This is a genomic window from Polaromonas sp. P1_F1, from assembly GCF_056405795.1.
In genome coordinates this window covers 262,161-286,395 of the sequence record NZ_JBFUBJ010000001.1, presented here as the reverse complement: position 1 = coordinate 286,395, position 24,235 = coordinate 262,161, and the positions used below count along the sequence as shown (strand labels likewise).

Here is a 24,235-nt window from a genome sequence, read left to right as displayed (position 1 = left end):
AAAATAGATAGCAATAAAGGGGTGTTGCCCCAGTGGCTGCCCTGGCCCAAATGGCCCTGAAAGCGCAGTGGGCCGGCAAAACCGGCATCGGGGCCTAAAGTGCGACAATAGAAGGCTGAGGAAGCGCTGCAACAGCCCCATCACGGTCGGTGACCGTGCCACGCCGGGCGGCCTGCCGCGCTCCCTTTCTTGTCAATGGTGCAGCGGTGCCGTTGGCTGCCAGCGCGCCGGTCCGCGCGCCCTTCGCAAGACAACCCGCAGAGTACCGCCGAGCCTTTTATGACATCCTCTTTTTCCAATCTTTCGCTGGCAGAACCGCTGGCCCGCGCCGTAGCCGAAATGGGCTACGAAACCATGACCCCCATCCAGGAACAGGCCATCCCGGTCGTCCTGCAGGGTAAAGACGTCATGGGCGCCGCGCAAACCGGCACCGGCAAGACTGCGGCTTTCGCGTTGCCCCTGCTGCAGCGCATGATGAAGCACGAGAACGCCTCGACGTCGCCAGCCCGCCACCCGGTGCGTGCGCTGGTGCTGCTGCCCACGCGCGAACTCGCCGTGCAGGTGGCCCAGCAAGTCGAGCTGTACGCCAAATACACCAATCTGCGCAGCACCGTGGTGTTTGGCGGCATGGACATGAAGCCGCAGACGGCCGAGCTCAAAAAAGGCGTTGAAGTGCTGGTGGCCACGCCGGGCCGGCTGCTTGACCACATTGAAGCCAAGAACGCCGTACTCAATCAGGTCGAATACGTGGTGCTCGACGAAGCCGACCGTATGCTGGACATCGGCTTTTTGCCCGATCTGCAGCGCATCCTGAGCTACCTGCCCAAGCAGCGCATCACCTTGCTGTTCTCGGCGACTTTTTCGCCTGAAATCAAGCGCCTGGCTTCCAGCTATTTGCAGGATCCGGTCACGATCGAGGTCGCCCGTTCCAACGCTACAGCTTCCACCGTCGAGCAGCATTTCTACAGCGTGGGCGCCGACGACAAACGCCGCGCCCTGCACCAGATCCTGAAACAGCGCGGCATGAAGCAGGCTTTTGTGTTCGTCAACAGCAAACTCGGTTGCGCACGGCTGGCGCGTTCCCTGGAACGTGAAGGCCTCAAGACCACGGCGCTGCACGGCGACAAGAGCCAGGACGAGCGCCTGAAAGCGCTGGAAGCCTTCAAGAAGGGCGAAGTCGACCTGCTGGTGTGTACCGACGTGGCGGCGCGCGGCCTGGACATCAAGGATGTGCCCGCAGTGTTCAACTTCGATGTTCCCTTCAATGCCGAAGATTACGTGCACCGCATCGGCCGTACCGGCCGGGCTGGCGCATCGGGCCTGGCAGTGAGTTTTGTTGCCAGCAGCGACCAGCGCCTGGTGGCTGATATTGAAAAACTGATCAAGACCAAGATCGAACTGGAGCCCATCGAGTTCGAGGAAGACCAGCCCCGTATCAGCGAGCAGGGCCGTATCAATGACGGCCGCCGCATGTACCGTGAAGGTGAAGAGGGCGGCCATGCGCGTGAAGCGCGCCAGCCGCGGGAGCGGCGCGAATACACGCCGCATCGCCAGCCGGCGGCGCCGCGTGACCCGTTTTTTGACCAGCCCTACGAACCAACCGCTGCGCCCGATGCCACGCCCGCCTGGGAAGCCGCCGCCAAAGCTGCCCCCGCGCGCAGCAGTGTGTCGGCCAATATCAAGCCGAAGAAAAAAGTCGCAGCGCTGTTCAAGACAGCCGGTTAAGACAACCGGCCAGGGTGAGCCGGTCCAGCACCGGTTCATTGCGGGGCGCTGAGCAGCGCCTCTACCCGATTTTCTCTACCAGTTTCCATATTCCCGTCGGTTCACGCCTACGGTGCGGGGAGCTGCTGTCCGGTTGGGTCTTTGCTGCGGGTTTCCTAAGCTTCCGGGATGATGGAGAAACCCGATCCGCATGTTCAGGCCTCGCCGGCCTTCGCGCTTTCTTCCCTTCAGAAGATTTTCAGGCCTCTTTACCGGCCCCTGTGGCAGGCCATCGACCACTGGATTGATGCAGGCGGCATGCGCATGAGCGCGGCCATGTCGTTCTACGGCATCCTCAGCCTGGCGCCGTTGCTGGTGCTGATGGTGGCAGTGCTTGGCTGGTGGCTGGACCGCCGGTATATCGAAACCAGTCTGGTGGATCAAATCCGCAGCGTTATCGGCGCGCAGGGCGCACAGGTGGTACAGCAGGCACTTTCAAGTGCCCAGGCTCCTTCAGAGGGCATCACGGCTTCGCTGTTTGCTTTTGCGCTGCTGTTGTCGGGTGCGACCGGCGTTTTTGCCGAACTGCAGGATGCGTTTGAGCGCTTGTGGCGGCAAGGCAGTGGCGAGCTCCCGCAGCAGAAATGGTGGCACAGCGCTTCTTTGCGGTTGCGGGGTGTGGCCTACATCCTGGCCTTCGGTTTTCTCTTGCTGGTTTCGCTGGCGATCTCGACTTTTCTGAGTCTTCTCTCAGGCTGGGCGGGCAGTTATTTGCCGATTGAGAAGATCGCCTGGGTCCTCAATGAGGTCGTGTCTTTCTGCTTTTGCGTGGTGCTCTTTGTGGCGCTCATGAAAATGAGCGTGGGCCCCAAGCCCGCTTTACGCTATCTGGTGATGGGGTCCGCCGCGGGGGCCATCCTGTTTGCGGTCGGCAAGCACCTGATGGCTTTTTATCTTTCGACCGCTGCGATTGTGTCGGCCTATGGCGCGGCGGGCTCACTGGTGGTGATCCTGATGTGGATTTACTTTTCGTCGGCTGTGCTGTTGCTGGCTGCAAGCATGGCCCGGGCCTGGGCGGATGAGGCAAGTGCCGCGCGGCAACCGGTTTAAGCCGACTTGCCGGCCTTGCCAGGTTTTTGCGCTTCTTCGCATTGCACACTGACCAGTTCAAACTCGCCGGGCGCCGCCCCCAATCTGGCCGCCGTCAGGCAGCCGCCCCACACGCAGCCGGTGTCGAGTGGCAAGGTGTTGTTGCGCAGGGTGGGTGTGCTGTTCTTGCTGCTGGCCAGCGTAGACCAGTGGCCAAACGCCACCGGCGTATCTGCTGTGGCCCGGCCGGGAACATCAAACCAGGGCAGGTGGCCTTCTGGCGCGCTGCCGGGGCCGTCGGTACTGCTGAAGTCCATCACGCCTTCGGGTGTGCAAAAACGCAGGCGCGTGAGCGCGTTCACGATGACCCGCAGCCTGTCGGCGCCCTGCAGGCTGTCGCTCCAGTGATCAGGCGTGTTGCCGTACATGGCCTGCAGAAAGTCCTTGAGATGGCTGCCGCGCAGCACCTGCTCCACCTCTGAGCCCAGCGCCACGGTTTGCGCCGCAGCCCATTGCGGCAGCACGCCCGCATGCACCATCAGCCACCCGTAGCGATGGATGGCCATGGCGCGGTGGCGCAGCCAGTCGAGCAGCGCGTGGCTGTCCTTGGCCTCGAGGATGTCCTGTACGGTGTCGCTGCGGCCCGGCTTGCGCACGCCTTGCCACACAGCCAGCAGGTGCAGGTCATGGTTGCCGAGCAGGCATTGCGCAGCGTCGCCCAATGCCGAGAGGCTGCGCAGCACCTGAAGGGAGCCGGGGCCGCGGTTGACCAGGTCGCCAAGGATGTAGAGAGTGTCGCGGCTGGGGGAGAAATCGATCCTGTCCAGCAATCGCTGAAAAGGTGCGTGGCAACCCTGCAGGTCGCCGATACAGTAAAGTGACATGTGTTTATTTTGCGCCAGGCCCCATGGACTTTTTCCTGATTGCTTTTCTGACCTTGCTCAACGGTGTGTTTGCCATGTCGGAGATGGCACTGGCTTCGAGCCGCAAAGCCCGGCTCTCGGCCATGGGCGAATCCGGCGACAAGGGCGCGCAGGCGGCGCTGGGGCTGCTGGACAACCCTACCCAGTTTCTTTCGTCGGTGCAGGTCGGCATCACCTCCATCGGCATGCTCAACGGCATTATTGGCGAGGCGGCTTTCAGCAGCGGCCTGGCAGCGTGGATCCAGACCTTCGGCGTGCGGCCGCGCGCGTCCGAGATTACTGCCACCGCGCTGGTAGTGACAGTCATCACCTTCATCACCATCGTCTTTGGCGAGCTGGTGCCCAAACGCATCGGGCAGCTCTACCCGGAAACCGTCGCACGCCTGGTTTCAAGGCCCATGATGTGGGTGGCGACGGGCTTCAAGCCCTTCGTCAGGCTGCTGTCCATCAGCACGCAGGCGGTACTCAAGCTGCTGCGTATCGACAACAGCGCCGGCCGGGCCGTCACTGAAGAAGAAATCGCAGCCAGCCTGGAGGAGGGCGTGGACGCCGGCCTGATTGAGGAACATGAACACCAGATGGTGCAAAACGTGTTTTTGCTGGATGACCGCCTGCTCACTTCACTGATGCTGCCGCGTTCCGACATCGAGTGGCTCGATGCTTCCGACACCATTGCCCAAGCCATCGACAAGGCCGGCGCCACCGGCCACTCCTGGTATCCCGTGTGCCGCGGCAGCCTCGATGACGTGGTGGGCGTGGTCAATGTGGCCAAGTTGCTCGCGCTGCGCGGCCAGATCCAGCCTGTGCCATCAACCCAGGGCGCAGGCGCAGTGCCTTCAGTGACCGACCGTATCGGCGCTTATGCAGTGCCGGCGGTCTTCGTGCCGGAAACGCTCACGGGCATGGAATTGCTGGAGCAGTTCCGGGCCCGCTCCACCCGCATTGTGTTTGTGGTCGATGAATACGGGGTTGTGCAGGGTCTCATGACGCCCATGGACATGCTGGAAGCCATCACCGGTGAATTGCAGCCCGGCGCGCAGATGGACGCGTGGGCGACCGAAAGGGAGGACGGCAGCTGGCTCATTGACGGTGTCATGCCTGTCTCCGAACTCAAGGCCCGTCTGGATATCAGGGAACTGCCAGAGGAAGGCCGGGGGCGTTACAACACGGTGGCCGGCCTGCTTCAAAGCGTTTCGGGGCGGTTGCTGAAAACCGCCGAGCGGGTGGAATGCGCGGGCTGGCGCTTCGAAGTTCTTGACCTTGATGGCAAGCGGATCGACAAGATCCTGGCCAGCCCCATCCCGGTCGATCCCAATATGTAAATATCTGTTTCTACCAGTAGACCACTTGGGTTGTATTGGCGGAACATATATGTGAAAAAAGGCCGCTTTTAGGTAGATTGGATTCAATATGAGTCGCGTTCACAACACCTTCATACGTAAATAGTTGTAACTTAACGGGGCTGTGTTTAAACTGAAAAAAAGTTAAGGCACTCATGTTTGATGTTTTTGTGTTGGCGCTCACTGCGACGGCGGTGTCTGCAATGGCGACGGGAGCAGCCTGCCACCATGGCTGGCTGGCGCGTTCCGCGCGCAAAAAACGGCGCCTTCCCGCGCATTGGCACCTGCAGCCAAGGCCACTGCTACTGGAGGCCGAACAGGACGTGTGGCATTGGCTTCAGCGGGCCTTTTTTGACCACCATGTCCTGATCAAAGTCCCTGTCATCCGCTTTGTCTCGCCGCGAACCGAAGCCGAAGGGCAGCGTTCCTTTGAATTGCTGAAAACCGTTTACTRCACTTTCACTGTATGCGCCGCGGATGGAACCGTCATTGGTTGCCTGGATGTTCCCGGTCCCCGTGGGCTCAAGGCCAGTAACCGCGACCTCAAGCGCAAGCTGTTTGAAGAATGCGGGATTGCCTACGCCGTCGTGCGTGCGAGCAACCTTCCCTCCCTGGAAGATGTTCGCGCGGCGTTCCTCGGAGAAATCGACCTGTCGGACGACGAACCCGCCGTGCTGGGCGAGCCTCCCTTGGCCTTGCCAGTTGAGGTGGATGCCGACGCCGATGCCATGGCCACCGTGCCCGATACCATGCGTGCAGCCAACGGAACCCTCCTGGAGGACGCGCCAAAAGTCGCCAGCATGGACATCGCGGCAGCCCGAAGCAGCCTGCAAGCCAAGCTGGAACGCAACCGCAGGATACGGTTCACCAATTTCGACCCGCTCAGTACCGGTTCAGGCATTGTTCATGACAATGCCGACCACAATTTTGCTGTGCAGTGGGAAGACTCTTTCATCACACCGGAAGAGCCGGATACGCCGAACGGCACCAACGCCTGAACGTTTAAAGCCGTAGCGGTGTTGCGGCCTTCAGGCTCTACTCAATTTGCTTTCGCGGTGTCAAACAATGCCTTCGTTTCCGCCGGCATCACGGTTGTCAGCGGTTTGCCGCCCGGTTTCATGGGTTTTAAAAACCATTGTTCATACCAGCCCTGCGCTGCGCCGCTGCGCATGGATTCCTTGATAGAGGCGTTCACCAGGTCACCCATGACTGCATCCCCCTTGCGGTAGGCGATGGCAATAGGTTCTACGGACAGGCGTTCGGGCAGGATCAGGTAATCGCCTGCATTGGGCAGGCTCGCCAATTGCGCGGCGAGCGCAACACCGTCGCGGGCGTACCCTGCCGCCCAGCCCAGTTGCAACTGTCCGAGGGCGGCATCCGCGTTGACTGCTTTGGCGTGTTGCCACTTCAATGAATGCTGCTGCGCGTAAAGATCCAGCGCGGGAACCACGGTGGTGCCGGCAATGCCCACAATGCTTTTGCCTTGCAGTTGGTCGAGTGCGCTGAGTTTGTCTTTGGTCCGCACCGCCACCTGGACAGCTTCGATAAAAATCGGTGTCGAGAAATCCATCCGCGTCCGGCGCTCCGGTGTGTCGGTCACGTTCTCGCACAGCAAATCGACACTGCCTTCAGACAGCAAGCGTGTGCGGGCGTCCACATACGTTTCGATATACCGTACCGGCAGGTTCGGCTTGCCGACAGCCTGGCGGAGCCGTTCGATGATGGGTTTGCAGAATTCGATGCTATAACCCAGCGGCTTTTCTGCAGTCTGGTGAAACGAGAAAGGCGCGGAGTTTGCGCGGTAGCCGACATTGATCTGCCCACGGCTCTTGATTTTCTCCAGTGTGGCCTGCGCTTGAGCCCACTGCGGTACGGCAATCGCCGCTATAGCCAGGACGGCCGGAAACAGCCGTTGTCGAAAAGGACGAAGCGGAATTATCCCCATACGAATCCCCCTGTTGCTGGGTTTGATTCTTATGTAAAAGGCCCAGGCACGCAAACAATGCGGGGGGATGACTTTCCCGGTACGACCAAGGTACTCATTGTGTTGCAATCATCGGCGGCTATGAATGAAAAAAGCCCAGGATCGCACCAGCCGTTGATTTTCAGGATACCTTCAGTTCGGCAATGACCGCTGCAGAACTATTGTTGAACGTAAATGCATGCAGGCGGCAGATCGCTTTGATAGCGCTCATACATTGCCGTGTAAGCCGCCTCGATGTGACTGACGAACAAGGGCGTATCAAACAGCGGTGTTGCCAGCCTGTTTCGAGCCAGCTTTTCCTTGATCTGTGCCAGGCGCCGGGGGACGGTCGCCAACTCAATCGCAGAGGCCTCATAGTCCGTCACGTTCGAGGTAACCAGCTCGGTCAAGTCAACCGTATTCAGCAGGCTTGCGGCCACCCGGCTGGCGAAAGATTCACCCATGCACGTCAATATGGGCAGCCCCGTCAACAGTGCATCATTGGCCGTTGTGTGCGCGTTGTAAGGCAGCGTATCCAAAAACAGGTCGGCCAGGCGATGCCTTGCAAGGTGGTCGGCGGGGGGCACCCGCTGCGCAAAAATCAGCCGCTCCGAGGCAATGCCTCTTCGCAATGCTTCTTCAGACAAGTTGATGGCTGCTTTTGGGTTGTCCTGAAGAAGCCAGAGGACGCTTCCTTCCACAGCCTTCAATATCCGCATCCAGCAACCAAAAACTTCGGGTGTAATTTTGAAACTGTTGTTGAAGCAGCAGAAGACAAAACCTGTCTCAGGCAAGCCAGCTTCTCTGCGGCTCAATACCTTGTCGGAAATTAAGCGCTTGCTGTCGTTTGGTTGGTAGCTATTGGGAAGGTAGACGATCTTTTCGGTGTACTGCTGTTGACTGGCTTCTGGAACGACCGTTTTGTCTGCAATGAGATAGTCCATGAAATCGGCGCTCATCGTTCCCGGATAGGCGAGATAGTTCACCTGAACAGGCGCAGCTCTGAGATTAAAAATTCCTGGCCGGCTTCCTAGCGTGTAGCCATTCAGATCGATGGCAATGTCTACCTCCAGATCTCTTGAAAGTTGTACGACGGCTTTGTCGGATTGAAGGCGTACATCAAAAAACTTGTCAAAAATCGCCGAAACCCTGTCCCTCATCGTGTCTTTCTTGTCGGGCCCAAACGAGAAGGCGTATAGCTCGAACCTGGACCGGTCATGTCTCTCAAACAACTCAGCCATCAAATGCATGGTTGCATGGTTGTGAAAGTCAGCGGAAAAATACCCGATCCGAATTTTTTCGTGTCGCTGGCGTTTGGGGATGGGGCTGACGGTGGCTGAGTTTGGGCATCTGTCTTTGACCCATATAGCGGCCGCTTGCGCCTGCAACGCCAAATCCGTAGTGAGTCCCAGGATTTCGAACGGTATTGCCACATTCCTCCCACGCTCGATTTCCTGGAAAATCTTTGGCAGATCGGAGGCAAGTGAATGCCAGTCGCAAACCTTCATTTTTGCGTGCAACAGCGAACCAAACACGAATTCGACGTTTGCATCCAGCTCCATGCTCCGCTTGTAACAGTCGGCAGCCGCGTCATGCCGTTTCATCTCATCGAGAGCGACTCCCCGGTTGATCCACACGTCGGGCCAATGCGGTGCAAGCGCCATCGCTTTCGCGTAAGAGGATTCGGCTGCCTCATGCTGCTTCAGTCCGTTCAACGCGATCCCCAGGTTGAGCCAGGCCTCGGCTGAATCCGGCGCCAGCTCGGTTGCCTTGCGGCAGGCGGCTTCGGCGGCCTCGTAATTTTTCTGGTCACTCAATACGCCACCAAGATTGACATAAGCGGGAGCCAGATCCGGACTCAGTGCAATTGCCTTCCTGAAAGCCGTTTCGGCATCGTCCAGCCGTTTCTGTTTGCTCCGGAGTTTGCCCAGGTTGGAGTGGGCAAAAGCATAGTCCGGCGCCAATGCCAGCGCCTGATTCAGACATTGCTCCGCCTTAAGGTATGCCCCCAATTCGGTCAGCTGCAGGCCGATGCTGTTTTGTGCGTCCGCAGAATTGAGTGTCCGAACCCGGGCCTTTTCAAGGGCGTCTACCGCCTCAGGTTTTCTGCCCATCCCACCGAATGCGGTTCCCAGGTGATACCAGGCTTCAGGCAGGTCAGGGGCGAGTTGAAGACTACGTTGGCACCACTCAGCGGCGGCGGCGTATTCACCGCGAGCGTTGGCGGCGCCGGCATTGCCGATGTAGTTGGAAAGAAGCTGCTCCAGCATTTTGATTTTTTGGTTTCCGGGAGGTTATATCTTCGCATGCCCTTCACGCGCAAACAGGCGCGACTGAGGCCAAGGCTGGGGCTAACCCCCTTTTTTGGACGTTCACGCAATTGCCAGACGAGGGCGTCCTTACCTCACTATTGAAAAAGACGGGTGTGCAACTTAGGGGCGCTGTAGTCGAGTCGGACTTTCAATTGGTTCCGAAGAGATGCTTTCATATATCTAACAGGAGCCTTTAAGCTGTCAATTTTTAAGGGCAGCTCAGTGCGGAAATTTGACACCCACGGGGGGAGATCCAAAAATGGTGCTAATCACATCCCTTGTATATGCCTGAAACCCCGGACAATAGAGTCACACAGGACATCGATTTAATCCAACGTTAGTTCTCACCATGAAGTTCACTGCAGTTCTCGCACTTCTCTTGCTCACAACGACCTATTCTTTGGGCAACGACAGAGCTATCCGAGCTATGGCACAGGGGCAAAAAGGCTATACAGAAAAAGAGATTCGTGAAGAAATCTCAAAAGGCTGCGATGGCACTGGAGACATGGCTCTTTGCACTTGGTATGGCTACTACACGAAGGACGTCGCTCTGAACGATACCTATCGGCTATTGATGCGACGCTTGGTGAGTACCGACTTGAAAAATGCTCTGCGCAAATCGCAGAAGGCATGGCTTGAGTTCCGCGACTCGGATTGCATGTTCTCCACGGGGGACTGGGAAGGAGGAAGCTTCCGCCGTGTAGCGATCGCCATGTGTTGGCAAGAGATGACGGATAGGCGCGAGAAAGAGCTTGCTGAAATCTTGAAGTGCAAGGAAGGAACTTGCTTCGAGCTACAAGACTCCAAGTCTGCGGAGCCCGACCCCCAACCTGCTCTTGATAAAGCCATTCGAGATGGAATTATTCGTAAAGCAACGGCAGAAGATGTAAGAAAATTTCGGGATGCATACATTGACAAAAACTACACCAGGAAAAACCTCCTGGTGCCAGTGACAGAAGATGCTCTTTCTGTAGCCGAAACGGACTTATCGCGTGCCTATGTGGTGCTTGACAAGTTCACTTACCCTTCTGGTTTGGTAAACGAATATAGAGCAACCTTCTTTGTTCCCATAGGCGTTCCTGAGCCCAGCGGTGACATCGGTCATTCAGCGTTTTACGATTTTGGAACCCTCACTGTAGTGTGTACCGCTGCGAGAGCTGCTGCGAGAACAGGTTTTGTGTCTTGCTGATGAGAGGGCAGCAGAAATCAACAAGGTTTGGGTTGAGTCGGCGGTAAATGCTTGCCTACCGAAAAGAAAAAGCCTCCACAAAGGAGGCATTTTTAATGCGGAAAATCGACTGTCACCAGAAGTGACCTCAGCGATCACCGGTAAGTGACCACTATCGCTATTTCCGCCTGAATTGGTGCCGGAGAGATGAATCGAACACCCGACCTTCTCATTACGAATGAGCTGCTCTACCGACTGAGCTACACCGGCTTTTTATGAAATACAGCCTTCAATTATAGCCCGGAGTGGTAGGAGGTCACCCGTTCGACCTCATTTTTGGAGCCGAGTATGACGCTGACCCGTTCGTGCAGCTTGGTGGGTTGCAAGTCCAGGATGCGGTCTTTGCCGTTGGTGGCGGCGCCGCCGGCTTGCTCAATGAGCCAGCTCATGGGGTTGGCTTCGTACATGAGGCGCAGTTTTCCGGCTTTTTCGGGCTCGCGTTTGTCCCAAGGGTAGAGGAAGATGCCGCCGCGGCACAGGATGCGGTGCACGTCGGCCACCATGGCGGCGATCCAGCGCATGTTGAAGTCCTTGCCGCGCGGACCGTCCTTGCCGGCCAGCAACTCGTCCACGTAGCGCTTGACCGGGGCGTCCCAGTGGCGCATGTTGCTCATGTTGATGGCGAACTCTTTGGTGTCTTCAGGGATCTGCACGTTTTCCTCGATCAGCACAAAGGAGCCTTGCTCACGGTCCAGCGTGAACATGGCGACGCCGTCGCCCACCGTCAGCACCAGCGTGGTCTGCGGGCCGTAGATGCAGTAACCCGCCGCCACCTGTTTGTGGCCGGCCTGAAGGAAGTCGCCTTCATCCACAGCGCGGTCGCCCTCGGGCATTTTCAGCACGCTGAAGATGGTGCCAATGCTGACGTTGATGTCGATGTTGCTGGAGCCGTCGAGCGGGTCGAACAGCAGCAGGTATTCACCTTGGGGGTAGCGATTCGGCACCACGTAAATGCCTTCCATTTCCTCGCTGGCCATGCCGGCCAGGTGGCCGCCCCATTCATTGGCCTCAATCAGCACTTCGTTGGCAATGATGTCCAGCTTCTTCTGGATCTCACCCTGCACGTTCTCGCTTTCGGCGCTGCCCATGCCGCTGCCGAGCGCACCCTTGTTGACGGCCTGGCTGATGCTCTTGCAGGCGCGGGCGACCACTTCGAGCAGCAGGCGAAGCTGCGAGGGAATGTGACCGTCGATGCGCTGCTGTTCGATCAGGTAGCGGGTCAGGGAGATTTTTTGGGACATAGGGGGCTCCGTTCGATTGAGGGATAGTTCGTTTGGGCGGCGTATGGCTGGGCGGGGCGCTTAGCCAGGCTCGCCTTGCTGTTCGCGTTCTTCAAATTCGGCGAGCGTGGCCAGGGCGTCGTCCAGCAGGTCCTCGTCGTCCTTCGCGCGGGCAATGTCCACACGTTGCTGGAAGAGGGCGCGCGCTTCGGTGGGCTGGTCCGTTTCGTGCGCGAGCACACCGAGCTGGAACAAGGTGTCCAGCACGATGTCTGTGTCCTGCAGGGCCTGGCCCAGCGCCAGGCGCTGTTGCAGCCAGGCCTGCGCCTGCGCATGCTCGCCGAGCTCGTAGGTATTTTGCGCCAGGTTGTTGATGAGGCCGCAGAGGCGCTTGTCCGTGCCGGAGCCGAAGGCGCTTTGTGCATCAGCCAGCAGTTGCTGGTTGTGCGCCAGTGCCTCGGCGAAGCGGCCGGCCTCGTGCAGGGCGTAGCCTGTCTCTTCGCGAATACCCAGCTTCTGGTCGGTGTTCAGGGTGGCGCCTTCGTGCGCGGCCCAGTGGACCGACTGCTGAAGGTGCTCGACGGCGGTGTTGTACTCCTCGGCTTCCAGGGCCGACTCGCCGATGGCGTAATGCTGTTCGTAGCGCTCGGTGGGTGTGAGGCTGTCCTTGGCAGCGCGGATGGCCAGGGCGCGCAGGCCCAGGGGCAGGCCCTCGGCATCCAGCTGGCGTTTGCGGAACACCACGAACTGCAACCACAGCAAGTCAGCCAGCTCGGCGGAGTCGGCGCCCAGGGCCTCGGCCAGGGGCTCCAGCGCGGCCAGGTCGGCTGACATGCGTGAACCGCTGAACATGCCGCTGGCGTCGTACACCGTGTCGCGCAGCGGGTTGAACTTCTTCGCAAACCGCTGTGCGGGGTTATTGAATGTGAACAATGCCATGGCGGGTGCCGTCCGCGTTCAGTCAGCCAGTGCGCGAGAGACGACTTCGTGTGTGTCCTTGCTCAAATCAGTCTTGGCTGCAACGCGCGCGATCGCCTCACGCGCCGCGCTGCGGTAGGGCTCGGCCAGCTTGCTCCAGCGGTCGAGCGCGCGCGCCAGGCGGGCGGCCACTTGCGGATTGATGGCGTCGAGCTCCATCACGCGGTCGCTCCAGAACACATAACCCGCGGCGTCCGCGCGGTGGAAGGCGGCCGGGTTGCCCTGGCAGTAGGTGCTGACCACGCTGCGCGCGCGATTGGGGTTGCGCAGGCTGAAGTCGGAATGCTTCATGAGTTGTTTGACCGCCGGCAGGATGTTGCCGCCGCGATCCGGCGCGCCGGCCTGCAGGCCAAACCATTTGTCGATGACCAGGGCTTCGTCCTTGAACATGGCGTGGAATAGCGGCAACGCCTCGGCCGCCAGTGCGTGGCCGCTGGAGACCAGGGCCGCCAGCGCGTTGAAGCGGTCGGTCATGTTGCCGGCGTCCTTGAAGCGCTGCAGGGTCTTGCCCGGCCAGAGGGTATCGCCAGAAGCCTGCGCTGCCAGGCACAGGTGCGTGAGCGCCATACCCGCGAGCGCGCGGCGGCCCGAGGAGGCCGGGTCTGGCGTGTAGGCGCCGGTGTCGTGGTTGGCCTCGTACACGGCTTGCCAGTCGGCTGCCAGTGCCGTGGCCAGCTGCAGGCGCATGGCTTCGCGCACTGCATGAATGCGCTGCGGGTCCACCACGTCAAGCTGCTCGGCCAGGTAGGTCTCAGACGGCAGCGTCAGCACCAGTTCCTTGAAGGCCGAGTCCAGCGCGGGGTGGCGCAGCACCTGGCGCATCGCATCAAGATAAGCATCATCGAGCACTGCAGCCGTTACGGGGCCTGCGCCACCAGCTATGGATTTGATAGCGCGGTTGACGGCCAGGCGTTGCCCGGCCTCCCAGCGGTTGAAAGGGTCGCTGTCATGCGCCAGCAGGTGCAGCAGCTGGGCGTCGGTGTAGTCAAACTCCAGCACCACCGGGGCGGTGAAGCCGCGCAGGATGGAGGGCACCGGCTCGGCATCGATGTTGACGAAGGTCAGCGTTTCGCTGGCCTGCGTCAGCACTACGGTACGGGTGCGGGCAGGTGCCTGGCTCTCACCGGCCAGCTGCAGCGGCAAGTCCTGGCCATCTGCGCCCAGCAGGCCCAGGCCGACCGGTATGACAAACGGCTCCTTCACGGCTTGCCCTGCCGTGGGCATGCAGCTTTGCGACAAGGTCAGGGTGTAGGTGCGCGCCGCCGCGTCATAAGCACCCTGCGCGTGCACACGCGGCGTGCCGGCCTGGCTGTACCAGCGCTTGAACTGCGGCAGCAGGCGCGCCAGGTCCGACATCGGGTTGGCGTCGGCAATCGCCTGCGCAAAGTCGTCGCAGGTTACGGCGTGGCCGTCGTGCCGTTCAAAGTAAAGCGTCATGCCGCGGGCAAAGCCATCGCGGCCCACCAGCGTCTGCATCATGCGCACGACTTCGGCGCCCTTTTCATAAATCGTGACGGTGTAGAAGTTGCTGATCTCGACGTAGCTGTCGGGCCGCACCGGGTGGGCCATGGGGCCGGCGTCTTCGGGGAACTGGGCGGTGCGCAGCACACGCACGTCCTCAATGCGCTTGACGGCGCGGGCCGAGGCTTCGCCGCACAGGTCTTGTGAAAACTCCTGGTCGCGGAAGACCGTCAAGCCTTCCTTCAGGCTGAGCTGGAACCAGTCGCGGCAGGTCACGCGGTTGCCGGTCCAGTTGTGGAAGTACTCGTGGCCGACCACGCTTTCGATGTTGGAGAAATCAACATCGGTGGCGGTGGCCTGGTTGGCCAGCACGTACTTGGTGTTGAAGATGTTCAGGCCCTTGTTTTCCATCGCACCCATGTTGAAGTCGCTGGTGGCGACGATCATGAAGCGTTCCAGGTCCAGCGGCAGGCCGAAGCGGGCCTCGTCCCAGGCGACCGAATGCATCAGCGAAGTCATGGCGTGCTCGGTTTTGTCCAGGTCACCGGGGCGCACATAGACCTGTAGCACGTGTTCCTTGCCTGCGCGGGAGGTGATGCGCTGCTCGCGGGCCACCAGCTGGCCGGCTACCAGGGCAAAGAGGTAGCTCGGTTTTTTGTGCGGGTCTACCCACTTGGCGAAATGCCGCGCGCCGTTGGGGCCGGGCTCCAGCGGGCCCTGGCTGACCAGGTTGCCGTTGGACAGCAGCACCGGGTACTGCGCCTTGTCGGCGCGCAGGGTCACGGTGTAGCTGGCCATCACGTCGGGGCGGTCCAGGAAGTAGGTGATACGCCTGAAACCCTCAGCCTCACACTGCGTGAAGAAGGAGTTGTTGCTGACGTACAGGCCCATCAGCTTGGTGTTTTTGGCGGGGCAGGTGGTGGTGAAGATTTCCAGCTCGAAGGGCTCGGTGCCCTCTGGCAGGTTTTCCAGCACCAGCTGGTTGCCTTCCATCTTGAATGAGGTGCCCTGGCCGTTGACCAGAACACGGGAGAGATTGAGCTCTTCGCCGTCCAGCTTCAGGGCTTGTGCCGGTACGTCCGGGTTGCGGCGCAGGCTCATTTTGTTGAGCACGCGCGTTTTCTGCGGGTCCAGGTCAAAGCACAGATCGACCGTGTCGATCCAGTAGGCGGGCGCGACGTAGTCGGCGCGGTTGATGACCACCGCGGCGCCGGGGCTCGCTCCGTCAAGCATATGCAGCATGGTTAATTCCTGAAAATCAAAATTTCACAACTTCCGGAGCGCGTCGAAAGTCACACGCTCACACGCCCTCACACACCTTGTTTGAGTGAGGCTTCAATAAACACGTCCAGGTCGCCGTCCAGCACTTTCTGCGTGGCCGAGACTTCCACATTGGTGCGCAGGTCCTTGATGCGGCTGTTGTCCAGCACATAGCTGCGGATCTGGTGGCCCCAGCCCACGTCGGTTTTTGTGTCTTCGAGTTTTTGCTGGGCTTCCTGCTGCTTGCGCAATTCGAAGTCATACAGGCGCGAGCGCAGGCGTTTCCAGGCGACGTCGCGGTTGCTGTGCTGGCTTCGGCCGTCCTGGCACTGCACCACAATGCCGGTCGGGATGTGCGTCAGGCGCACGGCCGAGTCGGTCTTGTTGATGTGCTGGCCGCCGGCGCCGCTGGCGCGGAAGGTGTCGGTGCGTACGTCCGACGGGTTGATCTCGATTTCAATCGAGTCATCGATCTCGGGGTAGACAAACACCGAAGCGAACGAGGTGTGGCGCCCGCCGGAGGAGTCAAACGGCGACTTGCGCACCAGGCGGTGCACGCCGGTTTCCGTGCGCAGCAGGCCGAAAGCGTACTCGCCCTCGATCTTGATGGTCGCACCCTTGATACCTGCCGTGTCGCCCGGGGATTCGTCTTCGACGGTGGTCTTGAAACCCTTGCGCTCGGCGTACTTGAGGTACTGGCGCAGCAGCATGCTGGCCCAGTCGCAGGCTTCAGTGCCACCCGCGCCGGCCTGGATGTCCAGGAAGCAGGGCAGGGGGTCGGCCGGGTTGTTGAACATCCGGCGAAATTCCATCTTTTCGACTTCCGTAGCCACCTTGGCGGCTTCTGCTTCAATCGTCTGCATGCCGGCGTCATCGCCTTCGGCCTTGGACATCTCGAAGAGTTCGGTGTTGTCGGCCAGCTCGGAGCTCAGGCGGTCGATCACATGGACCACGTCTTCCAGCGATTTCTTTTCCCTGCCGAGCTCTTGCGCGCGCTTGGGGTTGTCCCAGACCTTCGGGTCTTCCAGTGCGGCGTTGACTTCGTTCAGTTTTCGTTCTTTGGCAGGGTAGTCAAAGATACCCCCGAAGTTCGTTGACCCGGTTGCTGAGGTCGATGAGCTGGTTGCCGATGAGGTTGATGCGTTCTGCTTCCATGATTTTTCTGTCCTGAGATGTGTGATTGCCGCATTGGCGGCTGAACCGCCCATTTTCTCACGATGCGGCGCGTTTCAGCTCAGAAAGCCCTCAATCAGTGTTGCCAGCTGTTCCGGTTGGTCGTGGTGCAGCATGTGGCCGGCATCCTGGATCACGGCGACACGGGCTTCGCGCACCTGTTTGAGCCGTTCGTGGTACTCGGTCAGGGTGTATTTTTCCTTCCACCACAGAGCCAGTGAATCGTCGGACGCTTCGACGGCCAGCACCGGAGCACTGATGCAGCGGTAGACCTCGAGGGCTTCATCGACGCGGTAGAGCTGCGCGCTGGTGATCTTGTGGGCGGCTTCTCCCAGAATCTCCCATTTCCCTGCGGCATTTGGCCGGGACCAATGGCTGGCCAGCCAGCCGGCCTTGTCGGCGGACAGGCGCGGGTTGGTTCTCATCAGGCGGCGCGCCACACCGGCCACGTCGGCATAGGCTTTGAGTTCCAGCTCACCCCTATGCAGGCTTTTGAGTTCGTTCATCCATTGGGCATAGCGGCCGGGGGCTTGCCCGGCCTGGGTGGACGGCAGGCCAAAGCCTTCCAGATTGACCAGCCTGCGGATGCGCGCCGGCCGTACGCCCGCGTACAGCATGGCGACATTGCCGCCCATGCTGTGGCCTACCAGATCAACGGGTTTGTCACCCGCGTAGTGGTCGAGCAGAAAGTCCAGGTCCGCCAGGTAATCGGGAAACCAATAATTGTCAGCAGGGCTGCCTGCGGGGCCGGAGCCGGTCAACCCGAAACCGCGCCAGTCGGGCGCGATGATGGTCCGGCCGCTGACGAAGGCCTCCGACAGTGCGTCCACCATGAACTGGTAAGAGGCCGCCACGTCCATCCAGCCATGCACCAGAACCAGCGGCGGCAATGAGGGGTTCGTGCCTGCTGCGCTTTCCCAGAGCCACACGTGGTAACTCAAGCCACGTATAGGGACAAACTCGCTGCGTGATGATCGTTTTTCTTTGTACATTGGTTCCCATGATAAAGAGACACGAATCGAAACGCAGTCAAGGCAGCGACAAGACCGGTGGCGGCAGGAATTCCCCGGAAAGTGGACCGGTTGACCTGTACGCAGCGCTGCACGCCGGCTTCCGCTGGCAGGTTGACGAGCACTTCAACATCGCCGAAGTGTGTTGCAGCCGCTGGGCCAGGGGTGAAGGTGCAACGGCGGGTGCTACTAAAAGAATAGCTGTTCGCGCTCACCAGCCGGGCGCTGCAGCCGTTTCTTATACCTATTCGGAACTGCAGGGCGCTGCCGATGCGCTGAGCCACGTGCTGGCCGGCCTGGGCGTTCAGCGCGGCGACCGCGTTGCCATCGTGATGCCGCAACGTTTTGAAACCGCTGTGGCTTACATGGCGGTCTTCCAGATGGGGGCGGTCGCCATGCCGCTGTCCATGCTGTTCGGCCCTGACGCGCTCGAATACCGGTTGCAGGACAGCGATGCCGTGCTGGCTATTTGCGACGAGAGCTCGATAGACAGCCTGAATGCCATCCGTGGCAACTGCCCGGCATTGCGCACGGTGGTGGCAGCAGGTACGGCGCAGGGCAAGGGTGACGTGGACTACGAAACCGCGTTAGCGACACATAGGAGCGCCTTCACCGCCGTCAAGACCAAGGCCGACGAAGGCGCGATCCTGATCTACACCAGCGGGACCACCGGCCCGCCCAAGGGTGCGCTGCTGCCGCATCGCGCCTTGATTGGCAACCTGCCTGGCTTCATCTGCAGCCAGAACTGGTTTGGCTTTGACGGCAAAACCAATAAAAAGTCGGACGCTGTTTTCTGGTCCCCGGCAGACTGGGCGTGGACAGGCGGCCTAATGGACGCCTTGCTGCCCAGCCTTTACTTCGGCCGGCCCATCGTTGCCTTCAACGGCCGCTTCAGCCCCGAGCTGGCCTTCAGCCTGATGGCGGAACAGGGCGTCACACACACCTTTTTGTTCCCGACGGCGCTCAAGGCCATGATGAAGGCCTACCCCAGGCCCGCGCAGCATTTCAAGCTGAAACTGCAGGCCATGATGAGTGCCGGCGAAGCCGTGGGCGATGCGGTGTTTGCGTACTGCAAGGATCAGCTCGGTGTGATCGTCAACGAGATGTTTGGCCAGACTGAAATCAATTACGTGGTGGGCAACTGCAGCATGAACAGGGTTCATGGCGAGCGCAGCGCCGGGCCGCCCCAAGCAAGCTCAGCCCCCTCGGGGGGCAGCGCATTACACGAAGTGAAAAGCGTGGGGGCGTTTGCAGGTTGGCCTGCGCGGCCGGGCAGCATGGGCAAAGGCTACCCGGGCCACCGCGTGGCGGTGATTGATGACGAAGGCAATGAATGCGCGGTGGGCGTGCCGGGCGATGTGTCGGTCAACCGCTACGACATCCACGGCGACCCCGATCCGATTTTCTTTCTCGGGTACTGGAAGAAAGACGAGGCCACCCGCGGCAAGTTCACCGGCGACTGGTGCCGCACAGGCGACCTGGCAAGGCGCGATGCCGATGGCTACCTCTGGTACGAAGGCCGTGCCGACGACGTCTTCAAGGCCGCCGGCTACCGCATCGGCCCCGGTGAGATCGAGAACTGCCTGGTCAAGCACGCAGCTGTCGCCAACGCCGCCGTGGTGCCCAAACCCGACCGCGAGCGCGGTGCAGTCGTGAAAGCCTATGTGGTGCTCGCTCCTGATTTGATAGCTGCTCGCGCAAGCCACCAGGGCGGTACAGCCCGATTTGATGATGAACTGACGCTGCAGCTGCAAGCCCACGTCAAGACCATGCTTGCGCCGTATGAGTACCCCAAGGAGATCGAGTTCATAGACGCGTTGCCCATGACCACGACGGGTAAGGTGCAAAGGCGCGTGCTGCGGTTGCAAGAGGAAGAGCGCTTCAAAAACTCAGCAGGCTGACACAAAGAAGCACCCATGAAAAAAGCACCCGAGGGTGCTTTTTGTTGCGCTGCCAGCAGGGGCCGGGATCTGGCTTTGCCAGTCCCAAGGCGCCTGTCCCCTGCAAGGGGAAAAGGCGTTACACGCAGTGAGCGCCAATAGGGGTGTGCAATTTACCTAGCTGCGACTTGTTCGGCCACGTAGATTTCAACGCGGCGGTTCTTGTCGCGGCCTTGCTGCGTGTTGTTGTCGGCCACCGGCTCACGCGAACCGCGGCCGTCCGTCACGATGCGGGTGCGTGCCACGCCGCGGCTGACCAGATAGTCGCGGGCCGAATCGGCACGGTCAATGGACAGCGGGTTGTTGATGGCGTCAGAGCCGGTGTTGTCGGTGTGGCCGATGATGGTCACTGTCGTCACCGGGTTCTGGTTCAGGCTGGTGGCGAACTGGTTCAGGATAGGTGCGAAGTTCGGCTTGATGGCGGAACGGCCCACGTCAAAAGAAACGTCGCTGGGGATGTCGAGCTTCAGGCGGTTGTCGGTGGTCTGGCTGACGGCTACGCCGGTACCAACAGTCGCCCTTTCCATCGCAGCTTTCTGGTCCTGCATTTTCTTGGACCAGATATAACCACCGCCGGCACCCACAGCACCGCCCAGAACAGCACCGGTGGCTGCGCCTTTGGATCCGCCGGTCGCTGCGCCCAGCACCGCGCCTGCTACGGCGCCAATACCGGCGCCCTTGGCGGTGCCCTGCTGTGTTTCGCTCATGTTGGCGCAGCCGGAGATGGCCAGCGCGGCCAGCGCCGCACAGGTAATGGATGTGATGGTCAGTTTGTTCATGAAATGCTCCTCGGAAAGTTAATGTAGGTAATCTAGGTATGGGAGTGAAGGAGAGCGGTTGTCGGTCTCACTTCAATCAGCAGCGCATTAAAGCGCGGGTGTGTGAATACTAGGCATGCAAAAAGTGAGCAGTTGTAAGACAAGGGCGCGATATAGGCGCGCCTGCACGCCGTTTGCGGAGACCTTAAACTAGCCGTTTTGTCAATTTCGTGAATTCCGTCACAGCGTTTTTGCTGTCGTACGGCCTCTTCCATCTCACATGTGGCTCCTCCATGAATAAAGTTCAACTCGGCTCCAGCGACCTTCACGTGACCCCCATTTGCCTGGGCACCATGACATTCGGTGAGCAGGTGGATGAGCCCACGTCCCATGCCATCCTGGACCGCTCGCTGGAGCGCGGCGTCAACTTTCTCGACACCGCCGAAATGTATTCAGTGCCGGCGCGCGCCGAGACCTGTGGTTCGACCGAAACCATCATCGGCAACTGGTTCGCCAAAAATCCTTCGGCACGCAACAAGCTGGTGCTTGCTACCAAGGTAGCCGGACCTTCGCGCGGCATGCCCTGGGTGCGTGAAGGTAGCGGCATGACGGCCCAAGACATTCTGGCTTCGTGCGATGCCAGCCTGAAGCGGCTGAAGACCGACGTGATCGACCTCTACCAGATTCACTGGCCCGAACGCCACGTGCCGGCGTTTGGCGCGCTGTATTACAACCCTGCGCAAGAGCGCTCGGCCACGCCGATCCATGAGCAGCTCGAGGCACTCGGTGCTTTGGTGAAAGCCGGGAAGGTGCGTTTTATCGGGCTTTCCAACGAAACCCCGTATGGCGTGCACGAGTTTGTGCGCCTGGCCGAGCAGCATGGCCTGCCGCGTGTGGCCACCGTGCAGAACCCTTATTGCCTCGTCAACCGTACGGTGGAAAACGGCCTGGACGAAACCATGCACCGCCTGGGTGTCTCGCTGCTGGCCTATTCGCCCCTGGGCTTCGGGTTGCTCACAGGCAAATACGACCAGTCCGGCACTGAAGGCCCGGCCGCACCCAAGGATGCGCGCATTGCCAAATTCGAGTCGGTGCGCAAACAGCGTTGGGGCCGCCCCGAGGCACTGGCCGCCGCCCGGCGCTACAACGCGCTGGCGCGTGACAACAAGCTGACCCCGACCCAGCTGGCGCTGGCGTTCTGCTACACCAAGTGGCATGTGGCCAGCACCATCATCGGCGTGACCTCGGTTGCGCAGTTGGATGAAGATTTGGATGCCTGGGGCACCAAGTTGTCCGCTGAAGTGCTTGCCGAAATTGACAAAATCCGATGGGAGCTGCGGGACCCCGCGCTCTAGAAATGACTCTCCCCCGAAGCGCCTTCGGCGCCTCCCCCCAGGGGGCGCCATCTGCGGCCCGGCAAAGCCGGTTCCGCGCTGGCCTGCGAACAGAGGTACCGCAGTGAGCAAGAAGGGCCACGTCAGTGAGACGCCGGCTACCGCTCTGCTCAAGGCCAACAAGGTCGGCTTCACTGAGCACCCTTACGAATATCTTGAGCACGGCGGCGCTCAGCATAGCGCCGAGGTGCTGGGCTTTGATCCCTTTACTGTCGTCAAGACACTGGTCATGCAGGACCAGGACGCCAAACCCTTGCTGGTGCTGATGCATGGCAACCGCAAGGTTTCCACCAAAAACCTGGCGCGGCAGATCGGCGCCAAGTCGGTCGAACCGTGCAAGCCTGAAGTCGCCAACCGCCACAGCGGCTACCTGGTCGGTGGCACATCGCCTTTCGGCACGCGCAAGGCGATGCCTGTGTATATCGAGGAAAGCATCCTGGCCCTGCCCAAAATCGCCATCAACGGCGGGCGGCGCGGCTACCTGATTGGTATTGACCCGCAGGTTTGTGTCACCTTGCTGGGTGCAAAATCAGTCAACTGTGCATTGAGCATCGACAACGCAGCGGGCCACGGCTGAAATGCCGGTGGCCACCACATAACAAGGGAGATGAATTTGGACTACGTGTATTCTGCCGGCGCGACTTTGCTGGCCTACCTGATCGGCTCGCTGTCGTTTGCCGTCATCGTCAGCCGGGTGATGGGTTTGAGCGACCCCCGCAGCTACGGCAGCAAGAACCCCGGCGCCACCAACGTGCTGCGTTCCGGCAGCAAGGCCGCGGCGGCCATCACGCTGCTGCTGGACGGCCTCAAGGGTTGGGTGCCTGTGGTGCTTGTCAAGTGGTTTGGCGGTGACTATGGCCTCGGCGAAGGAACAATGGCTGCCGTCGGGCTGGCGGCTTTCCTGGGGCACCTCTATCCGGTGTTTTTTCAGTTCAAGGGCGGCAAGGGTGTCGCGACGGCGGCGGGCGTGCTGCTGGGCGTCAGCTGGGTGTTGGGTGTTGCCACGCTGGCAACCTGGGTGATCGTCGCCTTCTTTTCGCGCTATTCCTCACTGGCATCACTGGTGGCGGCCGTTTTTTCGCCGCTGTATTACCTGTTTGGCGACCGGGCCGCCTGGTATGTCGACAAGAACCTGCTGGCCATGATGGTCGTTGTCAGTGCGCTCCTGATCTATCGCCACCGCGAGAACATCAACAAGCTGATCAAGGGAACCGAGTCGAAGCTGGGTGGTTCAAAACAGGCCACCAAATAGCCCGGCCGGCAACGCACCGCGAAGGGCTAATAACGCTTGTCCAGCGTCATGAGGTTGTTGTCGCGCTTCATCTGAAAACGCGATAAAAAACTGTTGCCCAGCAGCAGAAAAGGCATCGGTTGCGGTATGACGACGGCATCCACGTCAAAGACCTCCACGTCACCCACACGTACCGAGTTGAGCTTGACCCGGTAGCCTTGCGTGGTGCCGTTGGCTGTGGACATGCGCACAGGCTGCCCGTCTTTGTAGTTAATGCCAGAGCGCTCCGCATCCGACGCGCTCATGGCAATGCTGGTCGCACCGGTGTCAACCATGAACTGCACGGCCTTTCCGTTGATCTGCCCGGCCGTCATGAAATGACCGCCGCCGCTTTCAGTGATGGTGATGCGCGTGCCCCGACCGGCTGAGGCAGTGCTACCGCCCGAGTTCACCGGCGCATCGCCCACCCGCAGTGTGTGCCGCTTGCCGGACTGCTCGATGACAGCCTGATCGCTGGTGGTGGAAATAATCTTTACGCCCTGGTGTGTTTCACCGGGCGCGACGCTCTTGGGTGAACCGCCGTTGACCACCAGCAGGGCCTTGGTGCCCATCATGCCGGCCAGCGCCACGGATTGACCTTCGCTCTGCGCCTGTGCGGCGCCGTGCAGCAGCAAAGACGCGGACAGCAAAAATGCTGCTTGGGTGAGGGCAGGCAGAAGGTTCATGGCAGACCTAGTCGCGGCGGTTGTCAAAAGTAAGCGGAAAGTCCTTCATCTCGGACAGGATCAGCGCCATGGCGGCCTGCAGGTCGTCGCGCTTGGCGCCCGTGACGCGGACTTTTTCTTCCTGGATGGCGGCCTGCACCTTGAGTTTGCTGGCCTTGATGGCGGCCTGGATCTTCTTGGCGGTTTCGGTGTCGATGCCATTGCGGACCTTGTTGGTCTGCTTGACCTTGTCGCCGCCGATTTTCTCAATCTTGCCGGTGTCCAGAAAGCGTACGTCAACGCCTGCCTTGGCGAGCTTGGAGCGCAGGATGTCATTGATCTGGTCGATCTGGAAGTCGCCGTCGCCGACGAGGATGATGTCCTTGTCCTTCAGCTCGATGGAGGCCGAGGTGCCCTTGAAGTCAAAGCGATTGCCGACTTCCTTGCCGGTGTTTTCCACGGCGTTTTTGACCTTGACCAGATCGGCTTCAAGAACGGTGTCGAAAGAGGGCATGGTGCAAGTCTTTTTTACGGGGGTTGGGGTGAG

The 24,235-nt window shown here is 60.3% G+C and carries 20 protein-coding genes and 1 tRNA gene; 9 read left to right on the top strand and 12 right to left on the bottom strand.

The window, feature by feature from the left end:
• Positions 1-279: 279 nt before the first annotated feature.
• Together AC1DZE_RS01455 and AC1DZE_RS01450 are read left to right on the top strand one after the other, a co-directional pair.
• Positions 280-1,725: a DEAD/DEAH box helicase gene (locus AC1DZE_RS01455; protein WP_477668099.1), complete on the top strand. Its 1,446-nt coding sequence runs from the start codon at positions 280-282 to the stop codon at positions 1,723-1,725.
• 168 nt (positions 1,726-1,893) lie between these two features.
• On the top strand, positions 1,894-2,814 hold the full coding sequence (locus AC1DZE_RS01450) for a YihY/virulence factor BrkB family protein (protein WP_477699708.1): 921 nt from the start codon (positions 1,894-1,896) through the stop codon (positions 2,812-2,814).
• Here the strand turns inward: AC1DZE_RS01450 and AC1DZE_RS01445 are convergent.
• Positions 2,811-3,677 carry a symmetrical bis(5'-nucleosyl)-tetraphosphatase gene (locus AC1DZE_RS01445; protein ID WP_477673586.1) on the bottom strand — a complete coding sequence of 289 codons (867 nt, stop codon included), beginning with the start codon at positions 3,675-3,677 and terminating at the stop codon, positions 2,811-2,813. The genes AC1DZE_RS01450 and AC1DZE_RS01445 overlap by 4 nt on opposite strands.
• Positions 3,678-3,700: 23 nt before the next feature.
• Here AC1DZE_RS01445 and AC1DZE_RS01440 point away from each other — a divergent pair, with 23 nt between their 5' ends.
• Complete coding sequence (locus AC1DZE_RS01440) at positions 3,701-5,038, top strand: hemolysin family protein (protein WP_477699707.1); 1,338 nt, start codon at positions 3,701-3,703, stop codon at positions 5,036-5,038.
• 173 nt (positions 5,039-5,211) lie between these two features.
• Positions 5,212-6,054: a DUF2726 domain-containing protein gene (locus AC1DZE_RS01435; RefSeq protein WP_477699706.1), complete on the top strand. Its 843-nt coding sequence runs from the start codon at positions 5,212-5,214 to the stop codon at positions 6,052-6,054.
• A 41-nt stretch (positions 6,055-6,095) separates the two neighbouring features.
• On the opposite strand, the gene AC1DZE_RS01430 is transcribed toward AC1DZE_RS01435, so the two are convergent.
• Together AC1DZE_RS01430 and AC1DZE_RS01425 are read right to left on the bottom strand one after the other, a co-directional pair.
• Complete coding sequence (locus AC1DZE_RS01430) at positions 6,096-7,001, bottom strand: amino acid ABC transporter substrate-binding protein (protein ID WP_477699705.1); 906 nt, start codon at positions 6,999-7,001, stop codon at positions 6,096-6,098.
• Positions 7,002-7,198: 197 nt separating this feature from the next.
• Positions 7,199-9,289, bottom strand: coding sequence for an O-linked N-acetylglucosamine transferase, SPINDLY family protein (locus AC1DZE_RS01425; RefSeq protein WP_477668093.1), 2,091 nt, complete (start codon positions 9,287-9,289; stop codon positions 7,199-7,201).
• 391 nt (positions 9,290-9,680) lie between these two features.
• Between AC1DZE_RS01425 and AC1DZE_RS01420 the strand changes: the two genes are divergently transcribed.
• Complete coding sequence (locus tag AC1DZE_RS01420) at positions 9,681-10,520, top strand: lysozyme inhibitor LprI family protein (RefSeq protein WP_477674312.1); 840 nt, start codon at positions 9,681-9,683, stop codon at positions 10,518-10,520.
• A gap of 173 nt (positions 10,521-10,693) precedes the next feature.
• Here the strand turns inward: AC1DZE_RS01420 and AC1DZE_RS01415 are convergent.
• From AC1DZE_RS01415 to AC1DZE_RS01390, 6 genes are all read right to left on the bottom strand, one after another.
• A tRNA-Thr gene (locus AC1DZE_RS01415) sits at positions 10,694-10,769 on the bottom strand.
• A 23-nt stretch (positions 10,770-10,792) separates the two neighbouring features.
• Positions 10,793-11,800: a class 1 fructose-bisphosphatase gene (locus AC1DZE_RS01410; RefSeq protein WP_477699704.1), complete on the bottom strand. Its 1,008-nt coding sequence runs from the start codon at positions 11,798-11,800 to the stop codon at positions 10,793-10,795.
• A 60-nt stretch (positions 11,801-11,860) separates the two neighbouring features.
• A complete protein-coding gene (locus AC1DZE_RS01405; protein WP_477699703.1) occupies positions 11,861-12,718 on the bottom strand; it encodes a tetratricopeptide repeat protein in 858 nt (285 codons plus the stop codon).
• Positions 12,719-12,736: 18 nt separating this feature from the next.
• Complete coding sequence (gene pepN / locus AC1DZE_RS01400) at positions 12,737-15,460, bottom strand: aminopeptidase N (RefSeq protein ID WP_477672435.1); 2,724 nt, start codon at positions 15,458-15,460, stop codon at positions 12,737-12,739.
• Positions 15,461-15,528: 68 nt separating this feature from the next.
• A protein-coding gene (gene prfB / locus AC1DZE_RS01395) for a peptide chain release factor 2 (RefSeq protein ID WP_477668088.1) occupies positions 15,529-16,633 on the bottom strand; the annotation gives its coding sequence in 2 pieces (ribosomal slippage) (positions 15,529-16,551 and positions 16,553-16,633; 1,104 coding nt in all).
• A 74-nt stretch (positions 16,634-16,707) separates the two neighbouring features.
• A complete protein-coding gene (locus AC1DZE_RS01390) occupies positions 16,708-17,643 on the bottom strand; it encodes an alpha/beta fold hydrolase (RefSeq protein ID WP_477672433.1) in 936 nt (311 codons plus the stop codon).
• Between the two features lie 8 nt (positions 17,644-17,651).
• Between AC1DZE_RS01390 and AC1DZE_RS01385 the strand changes: the two genes are divergently transcribed.
• Positions 17,652-19,562 carry an acetate--CoA ligase gene (locus tag AC1DZE_RS01385; protein WP_477672432.1) on the top strand — a complete coding sequence of 637 codons (1,911 nt, stop codon included), beginning with the start codon at positions 17,652-17,654 and terminating at the stop codon, positions 19,560-19,562.
• Positions 19,563-19,714: 152 nt separating this feature from the next.
• On the opposite strand, the gene AC1DZE_RS01380 is transcribed toward AC1DZE_RS01385, so the two are convergent.
• A complete protein-coding gene (locus AC1DZE_RS01380) occupies positions 19,715-20,380 on the bottom strand; it encodes a YiaD family glycine zipper/OmpA-like lipoprotein (RefSeq protein WP_477672431.1) in 666 nt (221 codons plus the stop codon).
• Positions 20,381-20,652: 272 nt separating this feature from the next.
• On the opposite strand from AC1DZE_RS01380, the gene AC1DZE_RS01375 reads away from it, so the two are divergent.
• From AC1DZE_RS01375 to plsY, 3 genes are all read left to right on the top strand, one after another.
• Positions 20,653-21,714: an aldo/keto reductase gene (locus tag AC1DZE_RS01375; protein WP_477668084.1), complete on the top strand. Its 1,062-nt coding sequence runs from the start codon at positions 20,653-20,655 to the stop codon at positions 21,712-21,714.
• A 103-nt stretch (positions 21,715-21,817) separates the two neighbouring features.
• On the top strand, positions 21,818-22,330 hold the full coding sequence (locus AC1DZE_RS01370; RefSeq protein WP_477672430.1) for an aminoacyl-tRNA deacylase: 513 nt from the start codon (positions 21,818-21,820) through the stop codon (positions 22,328-22,330).
• 36 nt (positions 22,331-22,366) lie between these two features.
• Positions 22,367-23,005 (top strand): glycerol-3-phosphate 1-O-acyltransferase PlsY, encoded by a 639-nt coding sequence (gene plsY, locus AC1DZE_RS01365; RefSeq protein ID WP_457280957.1) that lies wholly within the window; start codon positions 22,367-22,369, stop codon positions 23,003-23,005.
• Between the two features lie 26 nt (positions 23,006-23,031).
• Here plsY and AC1DZE_RS01360 read toward each other — a convergent pair whose 3' ends face one another.
• Positions 23,032-23,709 carry a retropepsin-like aspartic protease family protein gene (locus tag AC1DZE_RS01360; RefSeq protein WP_477668082.1) on the bottom strand — a complete coding sequence of 226 codons (678 nt, stop codon included), beginning with the start codon at positions 23,707-23,709 and terminating at the stop codon, positions 23,032-23,034.
• 7 nt (positions 23,710-23,716) lie between these two features.
• Positions 23,717-24,202, bottom strand: coding sequence for a YajQ family cyclic di-GMP-binding protein (locus AC1DZE_RS01355; protein WP_477668081.1), 486 nt, complete (start codon positions 24,200-24,202; stop codon positions 23,717-23,719).
• Positions 24,203-24,235 lie beyond the last annotated feature (33 nt).

Excerpts from the sequence above, each read along its gene's own strand:
- AC1DZE_RS01455 (WP_477668099.1), top strand. The coding sequence starts at position 280 with ATGACATCCTCTTTTTCCAATCTTTCGCTGGCAGAACCGCTGGCCCGC.
- AC1DZE_RS01450 (WP_477699708.1), top strand. The coding sequence starts at position 1,894 with ATGATGGAGAAACCCGATCCGCATGTTCAGGCCTCGCCGGCCTTCGCG.
- AC1DZE_RS01445 (WP_477673586.1), bottom strand. The coding sequence starts at position 3,677 with ATGTCACTTTACTGTATCGGCGACCTGCAGGGTTGCCACGCACCTTTT.
- AC1DZE_RS01440 (WP_477699707.1), top strand. The coding sequence starts at position 3,701 with ATGGACTTTTTCCTGATTGCTTTTCTGACCTTGCTCAACGGTGTGTTT.
- AC1DZE_RS01430 (WP_477699705.1), bottom strand. The coding sequence starts at position 7,001 with ATGGGGATAATTCCGCTTCGTCCTTTTCGACAACGGCTGTTTCCGGCC.
- AC1DZE_RS01425 (WP_477668093.1), bottom strand. The coding sequence starts at position 9,289 with ATGCTGGAGCAGCTTCTTTCCAACTACATCGGCAATGCCGGCGCCGCC.
- AC1DZE_RS01420 (WP_477674312.1), top strand. The coding sequence starts at position 9,681 with ATGAAGTTCACTGCAGTTCTCGCACTTCTCTTGCTCACAACGACCTAT.
- AC1DZE_RS01410 (WP_477699704.1), bottom strand. The coding sequence starts at position 11,800 with ATGTCCCAAAAAATCTCCCTGACCCGCTACCTGATCGAACAGCAGCGC.
- AC1DZE_RS01405 (WP_477699703.1), bottom strand. The coding sequence starts at position 12,718 with ATGGCATTGTTCACATTCAATAACCCCGCACAGCGGTTTGCGAAGAAG.
- pepN (WP_477672435.1), bottom strand. The coding sequence starts at position 15,460 with ATGCTGCATATGCTTGACGGAGCGAGCCCCGGCGCCGCGGTGGTCATC.
- AC1DZE_RS01390 (WP_477672433.1), bottom strand. The coding sequence starts at position 17,643 with ATGTACAAAGAAAAACGATCATCACGCAGCGAGTTTGTCCCTATACGT.
- AC1DZE_RS01385 (WP_477672432.1), top strand. The coding sequence starts at position 17,652 with ATGATAAAGAGACACGAATCGAAACGCAGTCAAGGCAGCGACAAGACC.
- AC1DZE_RS01380 (WP_477672431.1), bottom strand. The coding sequence starts at position 20,380 with ATGAACAAACTGACCATCACATCCATTACCTGTGCGGCGCTGGCCGCG.
- AC1DZE_RS01375 (WP_477668084.1), top strand. The coding sequence starts at position 20,653 with ATGAATAAAGTTCAACTCGGCTCCAGCGACCTTCACGTGACCCCCATT.
- AC1DZE_RS01360 (WP_477668082.1), bottom strand. The coding sequence starts at position 23,709 with ATGAACCTTCTGCCTGCCCTCACCCAAGCAGCATTTTTGCTGTCCGCG.
- AC1DZE_RS01355 (WP_477668081.1), bottom strand. The coding sequence starts at position 24,202 with ATGCCCTCTTTCGACACCGTTCTTGAAGCCGATCTGGTCAAGGTCAAA.